General features: G+C 61.5%; 16 protein-coding genes. 7 read left to right on the top strand and 9 right to left on the bottom strand.

Features of this window, described 5'->3' with window-relative positions; translation table 11 throughout:
• Positions 1-20: 20 nt before the first annotated feature.
• The 3 genes from OHD62_RS28775 to rimO all read left to right on the top strand — a co-directional run bounded on the left by OHD62_RS28775 (position 21) and on the right by rimO (position 2,732).
• Positions 21-428, top strand: coding sequence for a DUF930 domain-containing protein (locus OHD62_RS28775; protein ID WP_263790111.1), 408 nt, complete (start codon positions 21-23; stop codon positions 426-428).
• Positions 429-620: 192 nt separating this feature from the next.
• Positions 621-1,280: a TerC family protein gene (locus tag OHD62_RS28770; protein ID WP_263790110.1), complete on the top strand. Its 660-nt coding sequence runs from the start codon at positions 621-623 to the stop codon at positions 1,278-1,280.
• A 138-nt stretch (positions 1,281-1,418) separates the two neighbouring features.
• On the top strand, positions 1,419-2,732 hold the full coding sequence (gene rimO / locus OHD62_RS28765) for a 30S ribosomal protein S12 methylthiotransferase RimO (RefSeq protein WP_263790108.1): 1,314 nt from the start codon (positions 1,419-1,421) through the stop codon (positions 2,730-2,732).
• Between the two features lie 76 nt (positions 2,733-2,808).
• Here rimO and OHD62_RS28760 read toward each other — a convergent pair whose 3' ends face one another.
• From OHD62_RS28760 to OHD62_RS28730, 7 genes are all read right to left on the bottom strand, one after another.
• Positions 2,809-3,876, bottom strand: a complete 1,068-nt coding sequence (locus tag OHD62_RS28760) for a BMP family ABC transporter substrate-binding protein (protein ID WP_263790106.1) — start codon at positions 3,874-3,876, stop codon at positions 2,809-2,811.
• A gap of 50 nt (positions 3,877-3,926) precedes the next feature.
• Positions 3,927-4,847 carry an ABC transporter permease gene (locus OHD62_RS28755; RefSeq protein WP_263790104.1) on the bottom strand — a complete coding sequence of 307 codons (921 nt, stop codon included), beginning with the start codon at positions 4,845-4,847 and terminating at the stop codon, positions 3,927-3,929.
• Positions 4,847-5,959 (bottom strand): ABC transporter permease, encoded by a 1,113-nt coding sequence (locus tag OHD62_RS28750; protein WP_263790103.1) that lies wholly within the window; start codon positions 5,957-5,959, stop codon positions 4,847-4,849. Before OHD62_RS28750 ends, OHD62_RS28755 begins: the two co-directional genes overlap by 1 nt.
• Complete coding sequence (locus OHD62_RS28745) at positions 5,956-7,533, bottom strand: ABC transporter ATP-binding protein (RefSeq protein ID WP_263790101.1); 1,578 nt, start codon at positions 7,531-7,533, stop codon at positions 5,956-5,958. The genes OHD62_RS28750 and OHD62_RS28745 overlap by 4 nt, the downstream gene beginning before the upstream one ends.
• Positions 7,534-7,677: 144 nt before the next feature.
• On the bottom strand, positions 7,678-8,655 hold the full coding sequence (locus OHD62_RS28740; RefSeq protein WP_263790100.1) for a quinone oxidoreductase family protein: 978 nt from the start codon (positions 8,653-8,655) through the stop codon (positions 7,678-7,680).
• A 33-nt stretch (positions 8,656-8,688) separates the two neighbouring features.
• On the bottom strand, positions 8,689-9,462 hold the full coding sequence (gene pcsA / locus OHD62_RS28735; protein WP_263790203.1) for a phosphatidylcholine synthase: 774 nt from the start codon (positions 9,460-9,462) through the stop codon (positions 8,689-8,691).
• 41 nt (positions 9,463-9,503) lie between these two features.
• Positions 9,504-9,704 carry a hypothetical protein gene (locus OHD62_RS28730; protein ID WP_263790098.1) on the bottom strand — a complete coding sequence of 67 codons (201 nt, stop codon included), beginning with the start codon at positions 9,702-9,704 and terminating at the stop codon, positions 9,504-9,506.
• A gap of 205 nt (positions 9,705-9,909) precedes the next feature.
• Between OHD62_RS28730 and OHD62_RS28725 the strand changes: the two genes are divergently transcribed.
• Complete coding sequence (locus OHD62_RS28725) at positions 9,910-11,121, top strand: UbiH/UbiF family hydroxylase (RefSeq protein WP_263790096.1); 1,212 nt, start codon at positions 9,910-9,912, stop codon at positions 11,119-11,121.
• Here OHD62_RS28725 and OHD62_RS28720 read toward each other — a convergent pair.
• The gene (locus OHD62_RS28720; RefSeq protein WP_263790094.1) at positions 11,098-12,060 is read right to left on the bottom strand and encodes an AEC family transporter; all 963 of its coding nucleotides are present in this window, start codon (positions 12,058-12,060) and stop codon (positions 11,098-11,100) included. The genes OHD62_RS28725 and OHD62_RS28720 overlap by 24 nt on opposite strands.
• Before the next feature lie 220 nt (positions 12,061-12,280).
• Between OHD62_RS28720 and hspQ the strand changes: the two genes are divergently transcribed.
• A complete protein-coding gene (gene hspQ, locus OHD62_RS28715; protein WP_263790093.1) occupies positions 12,281-12,604 on the top strand; it encodes a heat shock protein HspQ in 324 nt (107 codons plus the stop codon).
• Positions 12,605-12,687: 83 nt separating this feature from the next.
• On the opposite strand, the gene OHD62_RS28710 is transcribed toward hspQ, so the two are convergent.
• Positions 12,688-13,317, bottom strand: coding sequence for an invasion associated locus B family protein (locus tag OHD62_RS28710; RefSeq protein WP_263790091.1), 630 nt, complete (start codon positions 13,315-13,317; stop codon positions 12,688-12,690).
• A 233-nt stretch (positions 13,318-13,550) separates the two neighbouring features.
• Here OHD62_RS28710 and OHD62_RS28705 point away from each other — a divergent pair, with 233 nt between their 5' ends.
• On the top strand, positions 13,551-15,371 hold the full coding sequence (locus OHD62_RS28705; RefSeq protein WP_263790090.1) for an extracellular solute-binding protein: 1,821 nt from the start codon (positions 13,551-13,553) through the stop codon (positions 15,369-15,371).
• Between the two features lie 21 nt (positions 15,372-15,392).
• Positions 15,393-16,073 carry a DsbA family oxidoreductase gene (locus OHD62_RS28700; protein ID WP_263790089.1) on the top strand — a complete coding sequence of 227 codons (681 nt, stop codon included), beginning with the start codon at positions 15,393-15,395 and terminating at the stop codon, positions 16,071-16,073.
• Positions 16,074-16,577 lie beyond the last annotated feature (504 nt).

The raw sequence follows: 16,577 nt of genomic DNA, 5'->3' as shown, positions 1-16,577 counted from the left end.
GTTGATTTTTCCGCCGAAATATGGTGCTTCTCCCGCCCATGAAGAAGCTGTGTCTAACCGTCCTGGCATCAGCAACGCTGGCTTTGCCGGCCAATGCCATGGACAGCGCCCTGCGCGCCGGCCTGTTGAAACTCGACCCGCAAACCCGGCTCGAACAGCGCTGCGACGCTGAAGTACTCGACCGGATCAGCCACGACGATCGCAAATACAATGCCGATCGCGTCGTCGCTTACGCGTTTGCGACACCCGAAATGGGCGCCGATGCAATCAGGAGCCCTGGGGCTGCCTTTCGCAGCAAAGGGCAGTGGTACCGACTGAAATTCAAGTGCCAGACGGCGCCCGACCATATGCAGGTTCTGGATTTTCGCTATCGGATCGGCGAGGAGATTCCGGAAGCCGATTGGGCGAAATACAATCTCTACGATTAGGCTGGATAACCAAACATACTAAGGAATTCAATATATTACTGGTATGGTTTGAGTTCTTGGTTGGCGCCCTGCGCTTCTCCTGAATGATACGAATTCCGGATTCTCCCAACCAGTCTCTTGACGCGTCGGAACCATACACGTAGGCGGACACTCGACGCGAACGATCGGCGAAGAGCGAGGAACGTCCAGTTGATGGAAATTTTTACCGCCGCGGGCTTCTCGGCCCTGCTCCAGGTTATCGCCATCGACCTTGTGCTGGCGGGTGACAACGCCATCGTCATCGGCCTTGCCGCAGCGGGTCTCCCGACCGAACAGCGCAAGAAGGCCATCCTCATCGGCGTGCTGGCCGCAACGGTGCTGCGCATCTGTTTTGCCGCCGTCACCGTCCAGCTGCTCGCCATTGTCGGCCTGTTGCTGGCCGGCGGCATTCTGCTTCTGTGGGTTTGCTGGAAAATGTGGCGCGAACTGCGCACCTCCCATGCCGATGAGCACGAAGCGACCGAAGCGCTGTCAAATTCCGATCTTGACAAGGATAGTCTCGTGGCCGGCAAGGCGCCGCGCAAGACGCTCGGCCAGGCGGCGCTGCAGATCGTCGTCGCCGACGTCTCGATGTCGCTCGACAACGTGCTGGCGGTTGCCGGTGCGGCGCGCGATCACTTCTCCGTGCTGATCATCGGCCTCGTGCTGTCGATCGCGCTGATGGGCCTGGCCGCGAGCTTCATCGCCAGGCTGCTGCACCGCCATCGCTGGATCGCCTATGTCGGTCTGCTGATCATCCTCTATGTCGCTGTCGACATGATCTATCGCGGCGCGATGGAAGTCTGGCCGCACGTGAACAACGCGGTCGGCTGACGTCCGCTTGTCACGCCGCTTTCGCATTCGGCACCGACACGCTTGTCGTGCGTTTCATCGCGCTGCCGCGTGACCATACCAATGCCGTAATAAGTGTGGTAATGCGCCGCCAATCCCGAAAATCCGGAAAACCCTTTTATGTCCGCCCCTCGCGTCAGTTTCGTCAGTCTTGGATGCCCGAAGGCCCTTGTGGATTCGGAGCGCATCATCACGCGTCTGCGCGCCGAGGGCTACGAGATTGCGCGCAAGCATGACGGCGCCGATCTCGTCGTCGTCAACACTTGCGGCTTCCTTGATTCCGCGCGCGACGAGTCGCTCAACGCCATCGGCTCCGCCCTTTCGGAGAATGGCAGGGTCATCGTCACCGGCTGTCTCGGCGCCGAACCGGACGTCATTCGCGAAAAGCATCCCAACGTTCTCGCCATTACCGGCCCCCAGGCCTACGAGAGCGTGATGGCCGCCGTGCATGAGGCGGCGCCGCCGAGCCACGACCCCTACATCGATCTTTTGCCGCCGCAGGGCGTCAAGCTCACCCCGCGCCACTACGCCTATCTCAAGATTTCGGAAGGCTGCAACAATCGCTGCACCTTCTGCATCATTCCCGCACTTCGCGGCGATCTCGTGTCACGGCCGGCGGCTGACGTTCTGCGTGAGGCCGAGAAGCTGGCCAAGGCCGGCGTCAAGGAGATCCTGGTCATTTCGCAGGATACCAGCGCCTATGGCATCGACATCAAGTACCAGGCCAGCCAGTTCGGCGACCGCGAGGTGCGGGCGAAATTCCTCGATCTGTCGGAGGAACTGGGCAAGCTCGGCGTCTGGGTGCGCATGCACTATGTCTACCCCTACCCGCACGTCGCCGATGTCATCCCGCTGATGGCTGAGGGCAAGATCCTTCCCTATCTGGACATTCCCTTCCAGCATGCCTCACCACAGGTGCTGAAGAACATGCGCCGGCCGGCGCATGGCGAAAAGACGCTCGAGCGCATTCGCGGCTGGCGCGAAGTGTGCCCGGACCTTGCCATCCGTTCCACCTTCATCGTCGGCTTTCCCGGTGAGACGGACGACGATTTCGAGATGCTGCTCGACTGGCTGGATGAGGCCAGGATCGACCGCGCCGGCTGTTTCAAATACGAGCCGGTCAGGGGCGCCCGCTCCAACGAGCTCGGCCTCGAGCAGGTTCCGCGGGAGATCAAGGAAGCGCGCTGGCACCGCTTCATGCAGCGCCAGCAGAAGATTTCGGCAACGCAGCTCGCCAGGAAGGTCGGCAAGCGCCTGCCGGTGCTGATCGACGAGGCGCATGGCAACTCGGCCAAGGGCCGCACCAAATACGACGCGCCCGAGATCGACGGTTCGGTGCACATCCAGTCGCGGCGACCGATGCGCGCCGGCGACATCGTCACCGTCAAGATCGATCGCGCCGACGCTTATGATCTCTACGGCTCGGCGGTCTGAGCAGGGGTCGTTTCAGCAAGAAAGCCGACAAAAAAGGGCGCCGTACGGCGCCCTTTCGCTTGATATCCTGTGCTGCTTACTGCGGCAGCTTGTCGTCGACGCCCTTGACGTAGAAATTCATGCCGAGCAGCATGGCGTCGTCGGCGACTTCGCCGTCCTTCAGCCACGGCGTGCCGTCCTGTTTGGCGATCGGCCCGGTGAAGGGGTTCCAGCCGTCGGCGATCTTCTTTGTGGTTGCCTCGGCCATTGCCTTTACGTCGTCGGGCATATTGGTGAACGGGGCCAGCTTGACGGCGCCATCCTTGATGCCAAGCCAGACATCGCCGGGCTTCCAGGTGCCATCGATTGCGGCCTTGACCCGGCTGACGTAATACGGACCCCAATCGTCGGTGAGCGAGGTCAACTGCGCGTTCGGCGCGAACTTGATCATGTCGGAGGACTGGCCGAAGCCGTGCAGCTTGCGCTCCTCCGCCACCTGCATGGCAGCGGTCGAATCGGTGTGCTGGACGATGATGTCGGCGCCCTGGTCGAACAGCGCCTTGGCGGCGTCGGCTTCCTTGCCCGGATCGAACCAGGAATTCACCCAGACGATCTTGGCCTTGAAGTTCGGGTTGATCGACTGGGCGCCGAGCATGAAGGAATTGATGCCCATCACCACTTCCGGGATCGGGAAGGAAACAATGTAGCCGGCGACGCCGGACTTCGATTCCTTGGCGGCGATCTGGCCAAGCACGTAGCGGCCTTCGTAGAAACGCGCATTGTAGATGCCGAGATTTTCGGCCTTCTTGTAGCCGGTCGCGTGCTCGAACATCACCTTGGGGAATTTCTTGGCGACCTTCACTTCAGGATCCATGAAGCCGAAGGAGGTGCCGAAGATGATCTTGCAGCCTTCACGCGCCAGGCGCTCGAAGGCGCGGTCGGCGTCGGGGCCTTCGGAGACATTCTCCAGATAAGCGGTCTCGACCTTGTCGCCGAGTTCCTTCTCCACTTCCAGGCGGCCCTGGTCATGCTGGTACGACCAGCCGAAATCGCCGATCGGGCCGGTATAGACCCAACAGGCCTTCAGCTTTTCCTGGGCTTCGGCGGTCGCCGCCAATGACAACGCGGCGGTCGTCGTCATCAGGGCAATGAGCAGTTTTTTCATTGTGTTACCTCTCTGAGTTAAGCCTTGGAGCTTCCCGTCTTTTATTATTGTCAACGATCCGGAACGAATGGCTGCCCCAAGGAAGCCGGCGTGTTCATCATCGTCAGACGCTTGTTGCGCGAGATTAGAACGAGAACCACCACGGTTGCCAGATAGGGCAACGAAGAAAGCAGTTGCGAGGGAACCGGAATGCCGAAAGCCTGTGCATGGAGCTGGCCGATCCACACCGCGCCGAAGATGTAGGCGCCGGCCAGCACCCGCCACGGCCGCCATGAAGCGAACACGACCAGCGCCAGCGCGATCCAGCCGCGCCCGGCGGTCATGTTCTCCACCCATTGCGGCGTATAGACCAGCGACAGATGGCCGCCGGCAAGGCCGGCGCAGGCGCCACCAAAGATCACCGCGAGATAGCGGTAGCGGATGACCTGGATGCCAAGCGCGTGCGCCGATGTGTGGCTGTCGCCTATCGAGCGCAGAGTGAGCCCTGTGCGGGTCTTGAACAGGAACCACATGACGGCGGCGGTTAGTGCGATCGAGATGTAGAAGATCGGATCCTGACCGAACAGCAGCCTGCCGACGACCGGGATCGAGGTCAGGCCGGGAATGTCGAGGTTGGGCAGCCGCTGGCCGGGCTGGCCGACAAAGCTGGTGCCCATCATGCCGGACAGGCCGAGGCCGAGCAGCGTCAGCGACAGGCCGGTCGCCACCTGATTGGTGGCCAGCGACAGCGTCATGACGGCGAACAGCAGCGAGAACAGCGCACCGAGCGCGATCGCCGCCAGCAGGCCGATCCAGGGCGATCCGGTGAGATAGCCGGCGCCGAAGCCGCCAACCGCGCCCATGATCATCATGCCCTCGACGCCTAGATTGAGCACGCCGGAGCGCTCGACCACCAGCTCGCCGATCGCCGCGATCAGCAGCGGCGTCGCCGCGGTGGCAATGGTCAGAAGGATGTTGACGGTGATGTCCATCAGCGGGCCTCTTCCAGTTTCGGTGCGGCTTCGAGTTTGGGAGCTGCAAAGCCGATCAGACGAATGCGGTAATGGATGAGCGTGTCGCAGCCGAGCACGAAGAACAAAAGCATGCCCTGGAACACCCGCGCCACCTTGTCGGAGATGCCGAGCGCGCTTTGCACGGCCTCGCCGCCGAGATAGGTCAGCGCCAGCACCAGGCCGGCTGCGACGATGCCCAGCGGATTGAGCCGGCCGAGAAACGCCACGATGATGGCGGTGAAGCCATAGCCGGGAGAGATGACCGGCTGCAGCTGGCCGATGGCGCCCGAGACTTCCGAAATGCCGGCAAGCCCGGCCAGCGCACCCGACAGCAGGAAGGCGAAGAACACCATGCGGTTGAGGCCGAAGCCGGCGAAACGCCCTGCCCTCGGGCTCGAGCCGAGCACGCGGACCTCGAAGCCTTTCAGCATCCGGCTCATCAGGATCCAGATCAGCACAGCTGCGACCAGCGCGAAAACGAAACCCCAGTTCGCCCGTCCGGATTCCGGCATCAATTCCGGCAGGATGGCCGAGTCGTTGAACTGAACCGTCTGCGGGAAGCCGTGGCCCTGCGGATCGCGCCAGGGACCACGCACCAGCCAGTCGAGGAAGAGCTGGGCGACATAGACCAGCATCAGGCTGGTCAGGATCTCGTTGGTGCCGAAGCGCGTTTTCAAAAACGCCGGGATCGCCGCATAGGCCGCTCCACCCACCATGCCGAGCAGCAGCATCAGCGGCAACACCAGTGGTCCTTCGAACTGCGGAAACAGCACCGGGATCATCGAGCCGACGATGCCGCCGAGGATGAACTGGCCCTCGGCGCCGATATTCCAGATATTGGCCCTGTAGCAGACCGACAAGCCGACCGCGATCAGGATCAACGGTGCTGCCTTGATCGCCAGCTCATGCAGCTGCCAGATCTGGCTGATCGGTTCGATGAAGTAAATTCGAAATGCATTCAAAGGGTTGACGCCGAGCAGCGCGAACAGGATGGCGCCGGCAATGATGGTCAGCAGGAATGCTATGAAGGGCGACAGCGCCGAGAACAGCGCCGAGCGCTGCGGGCGTTTGACGAGTTCGAGGCGCATCATGCCGTCTCCAGAATGTGTTCGGCGTGGCCAGGCTCGGCGCCGCCCATCAACAGTCCGATCTTTTCGAAGGTGGCCTGAGCAATCGGCAGCGGCTTGGACAGCTCGCCATTGTGCATGACCGCTATCGAATCGGATATCTCGAACAGTTCGTCGAGATCCTGGCTGATGACCAGCACCGCCGAGCCACTGCGCGCCAGCTCGATCAGCGCCTGGCGAATGTGGGCGGCCGCACCCGCGTCGACCCCCCAGGTCGGCTGATTGACGACCATGACTCCAGGTCTGCGGTCGAGTTCGCGGCCGACGATGAATTTTTGCAGGTTGCCGCCCGAAAGCGCTGCCGCCTCCGGATCGGGCGCACTCTTGCGCACATCCATCGCCTTGATGATGCGCTGGGCGGCGCCGTAGATCGCCTCGCTTTTGACCATGCCGCTGGCGCCGACAAAGACCTTGCCATCGGTGGCATGACGCGACAGAAGCAGGTTCTCGGAAAGCTTCATGCTGGGTGCTGCACCATGGCCGAGCCGCTCTTCGGGCACGAAGGCGGCACCCATCAGCCGCCGGCCAGTGATGCCGAGGCCGCCGGCATCCTTGCCGCGGATGCGCACCGAGGCCGCATCCTGCTGCAGCACTTCGCCGGAGACGGTTTCGAAGAACTCGCCCTGGCCGTTGCCGGCGACGCCGGCAATGCCGATCACCTCGCCGGCGCGCACAGTGAGGTTGATGTTTTTCAGCGGGATCGAGAACGGCGTTGCCGGCTTGCGGCTGAGCGCGCGTATCTCCAGCAGCGGTTGCGCGGTCTCGATACCGTCGGCCGGAGCACGCACCACGGCCTTGACTTCGTTGCCGACCATCATGCGCGCCAGCGACGCGGCGGTTTGCTCGCGCGGGTTGCAATGGCCGACCACCTTGCCGTGGCGCAGAACGGTGGCGCGGTCGCAGATGCGCTTGACCTCTTCCAGCCGGTGCGAAATGTAGAGGATCGACTTTCCTTCCGAGCGCAGCCGTTCGAGCGTCTCGAACAGCTTGTCGGCTTCCTGTGGCGTCAGCACGGAAGTCGGCTCATCGAGGATGATGAGCTGCGGTGTCTGCAACAGGCAGCGGATGATCTCGATACGCTGGCGCTCGCCGACCGACAGGTCGCCGACCAGCGATTCCGGATCGAGCGGCAGGCCATAGCTGTAGGAAAGCGCCCTCGCCTTGGCGGCGATCGTGCTGATGGGTGAACCGTCATCCAGCGACAGCGCTATGTTCTCGGCCGCCGTCAGCGCCTCGAACAGCGAGAAATGCTGGAACACCATGCCGATACCGAGCTTCTTGGCAAAGCCGGGATTGGCGATCCTGACCGCCTGGCCGTTCCAGAAGATCTCGCCCGAATTGGGCTCCAGCGATCCGAACAGCATCTTGACCAGCGTCGACTTGCCGGCGCCGTTCTCGCCGAGCAGCGCGTGGATCTCGCCCTTTGCGATGTTGAGATCGACATGGTCGCATGCCGTCAGCGTGCCGAATATTTTGGTAAGGCCACGAACCTCAAGCAGGTTTGCGCCGTCGTGATTTGCACTCACAGTGCCTCCCATCTGGTTTGCCAGATATGTTCTGTGTTCCCGCCAGCATGGTATGCGTGGCCGGCTCCCGTCGGAAAGCGGCACGCGTCTTGAAAGAGCTTCAAGAATTTCAGCGGAAACTCAAGGGGTAAAGAGCAACCCCTCAAAAAGCAGGCCTCAGGGAATAAGGATGGTCGTGCCGGTCGTCATGCGCCCCTCGAGGTCGGCATGCGCCTTGCCTGCATCCTTCAGCGCATAGCGCTGGTTGATCCTGATCTTGACCGCGCCGCTCAGCACGACGTCGAAGAGTGCGGCTGCGGAGGCTTCGAGATCCCCACGTTTGGCATTGTAGACGAACAGCGTCGGCCGCGTCGCGAACAGCGAGCCTTTCTGCGCCAGCAACGACATGCTGAATGGCGGGATCGGCCCCGACGACTGACCGAAGCTGGCGAACGTGCCGAGCGGCTTCAGGCAGTCGAGCGAGGCCGGAAACGTATCATTGCCAACCGAATCATAGACGACGTCGCATTTCTTGCCGCCAGTGATGGCGAGCACGCCCGCGGCGAAATCCTGCTCGCGGTAATTGATGACATAGTCGAAGCCATGTGCCTTGGCGAGTTCGATCTTGTCGGACGAACTGGCGGTGCCGATCACCGTCGCTCCAAGATGTTTCGCCCATTGGCCAAGGATCAGCCCGACGCCGCCGGCCGCTGCGTGAAACAGGATCGTGTCGCCCGCCTTCACCTTGAAGGTGCGGCGCAAAAGGTATTCGGCCGTCATGCCCTTCAGCATCATGGCGGCCGCCTGTTCGTCGCTGATGCCGTCCGGCACCTTGACCACGCGGTCGGCGGCGATCACCCGCTGTTCGGCATAGGCGCCGACATTCACGGCATAGGCGACGCGATCGCCGGGCTTCAGCCCATCGACACCGGCGCCAACCGCCAGCACCACGCCGGCCGCCTCGCCGCCGGGGATCAGCGGAAAGCCACCGGGTGGCGGATAAAGGCCCGAGCGATGATAGACATCGATGAAATTGAGACCGATCGCCGTGTGTCTGACCAGGATCTGTCCCGAGCCGGGCTGACCCGGATCGGCGTCCTCATAGGTCAGGACCTCCGGACCGCCATGGGCATGGATACGGATCGCTTTGGACATTAGCAGGTCTCTGCGCTCAAACCGTCTTGGAGGTCAGGGTTTCCCAGGATCCGGCTTGGCGCCGAGATTTGGAAAGAGCTGCATGATACCGCCGATGCAGGCGAGGTAAAGTCCCGAGATCGTGATACCGATTTTGGTGAAGATGCTCACCTGCGCGCCGAGCACGCCGATCTGGTCATAGAAGGCGGCAAGTGCTGCCTGTGCCAGCGCCAGCGCCCCGAAAGCACACCACAGCAGCGTCATGCCGAGATTGAGCGGCCGCAGCCGCACCACCCGCACCGGATGGATGAAGTTGATAGGCACGAAGGTCAGGATGCCGGCCGCCACGACCACGCCGAAGGAAACCCACTGTCCCGGCTCGATGACGAACAATGTGAACACCACCATGTTCCAGACCACCGGAAACCCCTTGAAGAAATTCTCCTTCGTCTTCATGCCGGTGTCGGCATAGTAGATCGCGCTTGAGACCACGATGATCGCCGCCGACAGGAAGGACAGGCCCTCGCCCATGAAACCGCGCTGGTAGAGCGCAAAGGCCGGGATCAGCACGTAGGTCACGTAGTCGATGATGTTGTCGAGAAGTTCACCCGACCAGGTCGGCAGGATCTCCTTGACGTCGAGCTTGCGCGCTATCGGCCCGTCGATGCCATCGACAAACAGCGCCAGTCCCAGCCACCAGAACATCGCCGTCCAGCGCTCCTCGCTTGCCGCCACCAGCGACAGGAAAGCCAGGAAAGAGCCTGACGCGGTCAAAAGATGGACCGAAAAGGCGCGCGCCTGCGGCCATGTGACCTTCTTCTTCGGCATCGGAATCCGGTCGGCGATTTTTCTGGCCGTTGTCTTCTTGCTCACGAGGTTCGCCAGTCCTGCTTGCAGATGCCTGCACCGAGGCCGGCAAGATTCCAGTTGCGGCCGGACGTCTGTTCCGTGCTCCTGCCGGATCTGGTCTCGATATTTTCCGGTGCGATCTGACAGTCGAAATTGCCGATGACCATCCCATTGCTGGAGAGAGTGGGTTCCCTCCTCCTCGCCCTGTCCCGATCCGCCATTGAATTCTCCCCCACTCATGCCGAGACTACTAGCAGGGCGCCTGCACAGACAAGCAGTATCGCAGCCCGTCCAAAGCCAGCCCCCGTGGCTACCGCCGCCCAAGACAGTCGAATGGGCCGAATCGCCACGTTGATCAAGCCGCATGATCTGACCTATATCCGTTGCCAGGCGAACAGGCCTGCCTCGTGATCCGGAAGCCGAAATTTGGACCATCAGAAGACAGCGCGGATACTGATAGCCGGTAGCGGTCCAGCGGGGCTGATCGCAGCGCTCGGTTTTGCCGACGCCGGCTTCGCCGTGACGCTGGTCGGACCCGAGGCCGGCGGCCCTGATGGCCGCACCACGGCCCTGATGAACCCTGCCCTGAAGGTCCTCGAGCGGTTGCGCGTTCTCGACGAGGTGAGATCAGAGGCTGCTCCACTCAAGGTGATGCGCATCGTCGATGCAACCAGCAGGCTGGTGCGCAGTCCGGTGGTCACTTTTCGCGCCAGCGAAATCGGCGAGGATGAGTTCGGGCTGAACCTGCCCAACAGCGTGCTCAATCCAGCACTTGCCAGGGCTGTTGCGGCGCATTCCGGCATAGAATGGCGAAAATCCCTGGTGGAGACGTGGCGGCTCGACGCCGGTCATGCCCATGCCGTTCTGGCCGATGGCAGCGAGGTCGCGGCGTTGCTGGCGGTCGCCGCCGATGGGCGCCTGTCGCCGGCCCGCGCGGCCGCCGGCATCTCGACATCCGCCCGGTCCCTGCCGCAGGCGGCGCTTGTTCTCAATTTCGGCCACCGCAGCGAGCACGCTTTCACCTCGACCGAATTCCACACCGAGACCGGTCCGTTCACCCAGGTCCCTCTGCCCGGCAATCGGTCCAGCCTTGTCTGGGTGGTGGAACCGGAGACGGCCAAGGAACTCGCCGCGTTGGACGACGCCACGCTTTCGATGCGGGTCGAACAACAAATGCAATCGATGCTGGGTCGGGTGTCGATAGAGCCCGGCCGGCAGGTCTACCCGCTTTCGGGCGTGACCCCCCGTCGTTTTGGGCGCAACCGGGTGGCGCTTGTCGGCGAGGCCGCGCATGTGTTTCCGCCGATCGGCGCGCAAGGTCTCAATCTCGGTATCAGGGATATTGACGATCTAATTGAAATCGCTTGTAAAAACAGAGATGATCCTGGTGCTGTAAAAGCGCTCGCAGCTTACGATTTCAGGCGCCGGCCCGACATTCTGGCGCGCAGCAGCGCGGTCAATCTCCTCAACATGTCGTTGCTCTCGGACATGCTGCCGGCCCAGATGGCGCGCAGCGCCGGCCTCGGCGTGCTCGGCGGCTTCGCGCCGCTGCGCGCCTTCTTCATGCGCGAGGGGCTGCGGCCGGGCAGCGGGTTTGCCGCCCTCGCCGGCGGCTTAAGGAAACAGGTCCGCCGGTAGCACACCGTGGCGGATCATGTAGAGCAGCCCGGTCACCGTCACGACCGAGAGGCAAGTGGTGATCAGCACGCTGGCTGAAGCACGCTGCACCCAGACGCCATATTGCTGGGCAATGACGAAGACGTTGGTCGCGGTTGGCAACGCCGCCAGCAGAACCGCCGAGAAAATCCAGGTTTCGGAGAAATTGCCGATCCAGCTCAGCACGACATAGCAGAGCAACGGGTGCAGGATCAGCTTCAGCGCAGCGATCAAGGCCAGTTCGTGCGGGATGCGATTAAGTGGCCGGAGCGCCAGGGTGACGCCCATGGCGAACAGGGCGCAGGGCGCCGCGGCGCCGGAAAGATAATCGAGGAAGCGCTCGACCGGCTCAGGCGGGCGAAAGTCGATATAGGCGGCAGCCACGCCCATTGCGGTCGCAATGATGAATGGATGCAGCACGATCTTCCTGAGAACGCCCAGAACGAGCTGTAGCGGCAATGTCTTGTCGTCGCCGGAAAGTGCCATCATCATCGGCGCGATGGCGAAATGGATGATGTTTTCGAAACAGAAGATCAGAGCCACGGGCACCGCCGCGTCCTTGCCGAAGGCCAGCAGCGCAAGCCCCGGTCCCATATATCCGATATTGCCATAGGAGGCGGCAAGGGCCTTGATCGTCGATTGCGCGATCTCACCTCGCGAGGTCAGCACCGACCAGGCAAACATCAGCGAAAAGATTGCGTAGGTCGACAACACCGAGCCGAGGATGAAACTCCATTCCGTCAGCCGCTCGAATGGCGTCTTGGCAAGCAGTTGGAAGAACAGGGCCGGGAGCGCGACATAGACGATGAAAGTGTTCATCCAGCCGAGCGCTTCCAGCGGCTGCCTGGTGATGCGTGCCACCAGGAAGCCCATGAAAATCAAACCGAAGAACGGAAGAACAAGACCGATGACGTCTGGCATTATTACGCTGGCTGAAACTCTCCGGCCGGGCTAGCCCGTAGCTTAACCGCGCGTCAAGCGCTCCGGGATTGAATTGAAGTGGCGCATGCGCCAAATAGAGCAGATATCAGCCCTAAAGTCGGGCTCGATTTCTGGTGGCGTAATGCGTAGATTCAAGGTCTTAGAGCGTCTTTTTGCGCAAAGAGCGCGGGGCACTCCTGAGACCTAAGTGGTGAGTACGATGAAAACGGCCAAATTCTCGATCGGACAGGTGGTTCGCCACCGGCTGTTTCCGTTTCGCGGCATCATCTTCGATGTCGACCCGCAATTTGCCAACACCGAGGAATGGTACGAGGCGATCCCCGCGGACGTGCGGCCGCGCAAGGACCAGCCGTTCTACCATCTGCTGGCCGAGAATTCGGAAACGGAATACATTGCCTATGTGTCCGAACAGAACCTGCTCGAGGACCAGTCTGGCGAACCGGTGCGGCATCCGCAGATCGGCGAGATGTTCGACAAGCGGCCGGACGGCCGCTATGAGCCGAAACGGCAGTCAAGACACTGAGAGACTGGGGACACTCTGACGAGACTCGGGGAACAAAAAAAGCGGGGCATGCCCCGCTTTTTCCTTGTCCGATAGCGCGCCGATCAGTTGGCGGTCTTGGCCTTATCCTGCTCTTCCTTGAGCTTCTTGGCGAAGTCCTGGTTGTTCTTGGCGACGAAATCCTGAAGCTTCTTCTGCCGGTCCTCGATGTCCGACTGCTGCAGCGGCGGGCCATCGAAGGCGCCGCTGAAGCCGGTCAGCGCGATCTTGATCGGGTTCGGCTGATTCTGGAAGTTGACCGAAGTGAGCGTCAGGTTCGACCCCTTCTTGAAGGAGGCGACGAGCTGGTCGGTCAACGGCACTTCCGCCACGCAGCGATCGGGGAAGCAGATCACATAGTCGAGCTTCTGCGCCTTGCCAGTGTCGATCTGGAGACCGATGCCGGGAGGAACCAGGCGGCCGGTCGGAACCGTGACCTGGAACACCTTGCGGTTCACCTTGCCCTTCAGCTCGATCAGGCTGACGCCGGTGATGAGCTGGCCGTTGCCGGCGGTGGTGATGTTCTGGACGTTGCAGATATCGACATCTTCCTGCTTGGTGCAGGCCTTGAACCAGCCTTGCGGAATCTGCTGTTGCTGCTGTGCGGAAGCATCAGGAAGCCCGGCGACCAGAAAGCCGATCACGCCAGCGGCCATGGCCGAAAGGCGGTATGCGTTGCTGTTCAGGCTCGTCATGTCGTGCACTTCCTCTCAAATGATCCCGGGGACCGGCTTCTTCGCGCCGTGTGGTCCAGCTACCTGTTGCCGAAATGAGGCAACAGAATGACTTCGGACGGCGTGTTACACTGCAAGCGACGCCGAATCCAGCCCGGGGCCTGCAATTCTTGAAGACGCGATTGGTCGTTGCGCGGCCGCCTCATGCTAGGGTGCGCTCCGAATCATCAAGCCGACCCGGTAAGGAGACGGTCATGGGCCGCGTTCTTGTTTGGCTGATCGCTGCGATCTCGTTTGTCACCCTTTCGCTCCAGCCGGCTCTGTCGGAGCCGAAACATGCGATCGCCATGCAGGGCGAGCCGGCGCTGCCGGCCGACTACACGCATTTCAACTATGTCAATCCCGATGCGCCGAAGGGCGGCAGCATCACCTATTGCGTTGTCGGGACCTTCGACAATCTCAACCCGTTCATCCTGAAAAGCCTGCGCACGACCGCCCGAGGCATGATCGACACGGTCTACGGCAATCTCGTCTTCGAACCGTTGATGCAGCGCAACTACGACGAGCCTTTCAGCCTCTACGGCTTGCTCGCTACCAGCGCCGACATGGACCCGGAACGCAAGAGCATCGAATTCCACCTCGATCCCAAGGCAAGATGGTCAGACGGCCAGCCGGTGACGCCGGAGGATGTGCTGTTCACCTATGATGTTTTCACCGACAAGGGCCGCCCACCCTACAGTGACCGCATGAGCATGATCGCCAAACTGGAGAAGACCGGCGGGCACAGCGTGCGCTTCACTTTCAACGACAAGGCCAATCGCGAGTTTCCGCTGATCATCGCCTTGACGCCAATCGTCCCGAAGCATGCTTTCGACAAGGACACCTTCGACAGGACGACGCTGAAGCCACTGATCGGCAGCGGTCCCTATACGGTGGACAAGGTGCAGCCCGGCCAGCGCATCGTCTTCAAGCGAAATCCGGACTATTGGGGCAAGGACATCCCTTCGAAGCGCGGCTTCGACAATTTCGATCAAATCACCATCGAATATTTCCTCAACGCCAACGCCAAGCAGGAGGCGTTCAAGAAAGGCATCTGCGCCATCGACGACGACAGCGATCCGGTCAAGCGCGAGCGCGATCTCGACTTCCCGGCCTTCCACAAGGGCGAGGTGGTCGCCGAGACCTTCGACACCGGCATTCCGCCTGTTGTCAACGGCTTCCTGTTCAACACGCGGCTGCCAAAATTTTCCAACCCGGTCGTCCGGCGCGCGCTCGGCATGCTCTACGACTTCGAATGGGCCAACAAGAACCTGTTCGGCGGCAAATATGCGCGCACCATGAGTTACTGGCAGAACTCTGAGCTTTCCGCGCTCGGCCACCCGGCCAGTGACAGGGAAAAGGCGCTTCTGGCGCCCTTCCCCGGCCGCGTGCCGGCCGATGTCATGGACGGTACCTACCGGCCGCCCGTCACCGACGGTTCGGGCCAGGATCGTAAGGTGCTGAAGGTCGCCTTCGACATGTTGAAGGGCGCGGGCTACACCGTGCAGGATGGAGTGATGCTCGATCCCGAGGGGAAACCCTTCGGCTTCGAGATCCTGACCGCCTCGCAGGACGAAGAACGCCTCGCCGCCATCTACCAGCGCACGCTGGAGAAGATCGGCATCGACGTCACCATCCGCGGCCTCGACGGCGACCAGATCCAGTCGCGCAAGCAGCGCTTCGATTTCGAGGTGCTGATCGGCACAAGCGGCTTCAACAATTCGCTGTCGCCCGGTATCGAGCAGCTCGGGCGGTGGGGATCCGCCGCGGCCAGGGCAGAAGGGTCGTTCAATCTCGCCGGCGTCGCCGACCCGGCGGTGGATGCCGCGATCGACGCGATGCTAAATGCTCGGACCAAGGAGGATTATGTCGCTGCCGTCCGCGTTCTCGACCGGCTGCTGATCTCAGGCAACTACATGGTGCCTATGCAATACAACACGCAGCAATGGCTGGCTTACTGGGCCTATCTGGAACATCCTGAAAAGACCCCCATATTCGGCTATCAGCTGCCGACCTGGTGGCGGAAGCCCAACTGACGCAGAACCAAGGAGACGACCATGAGTGCCGACAACTCCATCACGGTCGACGTGGTGTCCGACGTCGTTTGCCCTTGGTGTTTCATCGGCCAGAAGCGGCTGGACAAGGCGGTCACTGCTGCAAGCGATGTCGAGGTGCATATACGCTGGCGGCCGTTCCAGCTCGATCCGACCATCCCGCCGGAAGGCAAGGATCGCCGCGAATACATGATGGCCAAGTTCGGCAGCGAACAGCGCATCCGCGAGATCCATGCCCGCATCGAACCCTTGGGCGAAGCGGAAGGGATTTCCTTTGCCTTCGACGCCATCAAGGTCGCGCCCAACACGCTCGACGCGCATCGCCTGATCCGCTGGGCCGGTGCCGCTGGCGAAGCCGTGCAGAACCGGCTGGTGCGCCGCCTGTTCCAGTTGAATTTCGAGGAAGGCGCCAATCTCGGCGATCATGCAGTGCTGATTGAAGCCGCGCGCGAGACCGGCATGGATGCGTCCGTGGTTGAGACGCTTTTGCCGACCGACGCCGATGTCGAGGCGGTGCGGACCGAAATCGCCACCGCTTCGCGCATGGGCATCACCGGCGTGCCGTGCTTCCTGCTGGAAGGCAAATATGCGGTGATGGGCGCGCAGGACGCCGATACGCTCAGCGACGCCATTCGCCAGGTGGCCGCGGCCAAGGCCAGAGGCGAGCTGGAAAAGGTCGACTGATCTACTTCACCGTCGCCTGGGCGCTGCTGACGAAGAAACCATGGCCGTTGCTGCCAGTGCAGCTCAATCCCTTGACCAGCGACGCATGTCGCTCTGTTGGGTAGCTTTCGACAGAGCGCGGCAACGCTTTTCCGGTCACGTTTGGTCCTCAGCGCGAGCGATGACGCTAGGGAAGGCCGACTCACCCAAGGTCATTTTCAGCCGTTTCCGTAAGCCCAAAGCGGGAGAACCTGTTCTTCGAGTGGATGATGACGTTCACAAAACCGTGTGAGAAGCTTCCCCAAGGTAAGACGTGGGTCCTTCTGTGTGCCAACTATCAACTATTTGAAATTATAAGGATAATCAGCCTTCTGACCATTGATCACGCGACGTTGCAGCCTTGTAATCTGTTGCTTCACGGCAACGGCCGTAGCCTCAATCCACAGCAGCCGGAGAAAAATTAATAGAAAATGATCAATTGGTGTTACTGTTCGTAATAAAACTAAAAAAGGTTTGGGCGGATTG

The sequence above is a fragment of the Mesorhizobium sp. YC-39 genome, from assembly GCF_025753795.1.
Taxonomy (GTDB): domain Bacteria; phylum Pseudomonadota; class Alphaproteobacteria; order Rhizobiales; family Rhizobiaceae; genus Mesorhizobium.
The sequence above is the reverse complement of the archived record's forward strand: the minus strand, read 5'-3'. Positions and strand labels throughout refer to the sequence as shown.

Coding starts and splice junctions, on each gene's coding strand:
- OHD62_RS28775 (WP_263790111.1), top strand. CDS start 21: ATGGTGCTTCTCCCGCCCATGAAGAAGCTGTGTCTAACCGTCCTGGCA.
- OHD62_RS28770 (WP_263790110.1), top strand. CDS start 621: ATGGAAATTTTTACCGCCGCGGGCTTCTCGGCCCTGCTCCAGGTTATC.
- rimO (WP_263790108.1), top strand. CDS start 1,419: ATGTCCGCCCCTCGCGTCAGTTTCGTCAGTCTTGGATGCCCGAAGGCC.
- OHD62_RS28760 (WP_263790106.1), bottom strand. CDS start 3,876: ATGAAAAAACTGCTCATTGCCCTGATGACGACGACCGCCGCGTTGTCA.
- OHD62_RS28755 (WP_263790104.1), bottom strand. CDS start 4,847: ATGGACATCACCGTCAACATCCTTCTGACCATTGCCACCGCGGCGACG.
- OHD62_RS28750 (WP_263790103.1), bottom strand. CDS start 5,959: ATGATGCGCCTCGAACTCGTCAAACGCCCGCAGCGCTCGGCGCTGTTC.
- OHD62_RS28745 (WP_263790101.1), bottom strand. CDS start 7,533: ATGGGAGGCACTGTGAGTGCAAATCACGACGGCGCAAACCTGCTTGAG.
- OHD62_RS28740 (WP_263790100.1), bottom strand. CDS start 8,655: ATGTCCAAAGCGATCCGTATCCATGCCCATGGCGGTCCGGAGGTCCTG.
- pcsA (WP_263790203.1), bottom strand. CDS start 9,462: ATGCCGAAGAAGAAGGTCACATGGCCGCAGGCGCGCGCCTTTTCGGTC.
- OHD62_RS28730 (WP_263790098.1), bottom strand. CDS start 9,704: ATGGCGGATCGGGACAGGGCGAGGAGGAGGGAACCCACTCTCTCCAGC.
- OHD62_RS28720 (WP_263790094.1), bottom strand. CDS start 12,060: ATGCCAGACGTCATCGGTCTTGTTCTTCCGTTCTTCGGTTTGATTTTC.
- hspQ (WP_263790093.1), top strand. CDS start 12,281: ATGAAAACGGCCAAATTCTCGATCGGACAGGTGGTTCGCCACCGGCTG.
- OHD62_RS28710 (WP_263790091.1), bottom strand. CDS start 13,317: ATGACGAGCCTGAACAGCAACGCATACCGCCTTTCGGCCATGGCCGCT.
- OHD62_RS28705 (WP_263790090.1), top strand. CDS start 13,551: ATGGGCCGCGTTCTTGTTTGGCTGATCGCTGCGATCTCGTTTGTCACC.
- OHD62_RS28700 (WP_263790089.1), top strand. CDS start 15,393: ATGAGTGCCGACAACTCCATCACGGTCGACGTGGTGTCCGACGTCGTT.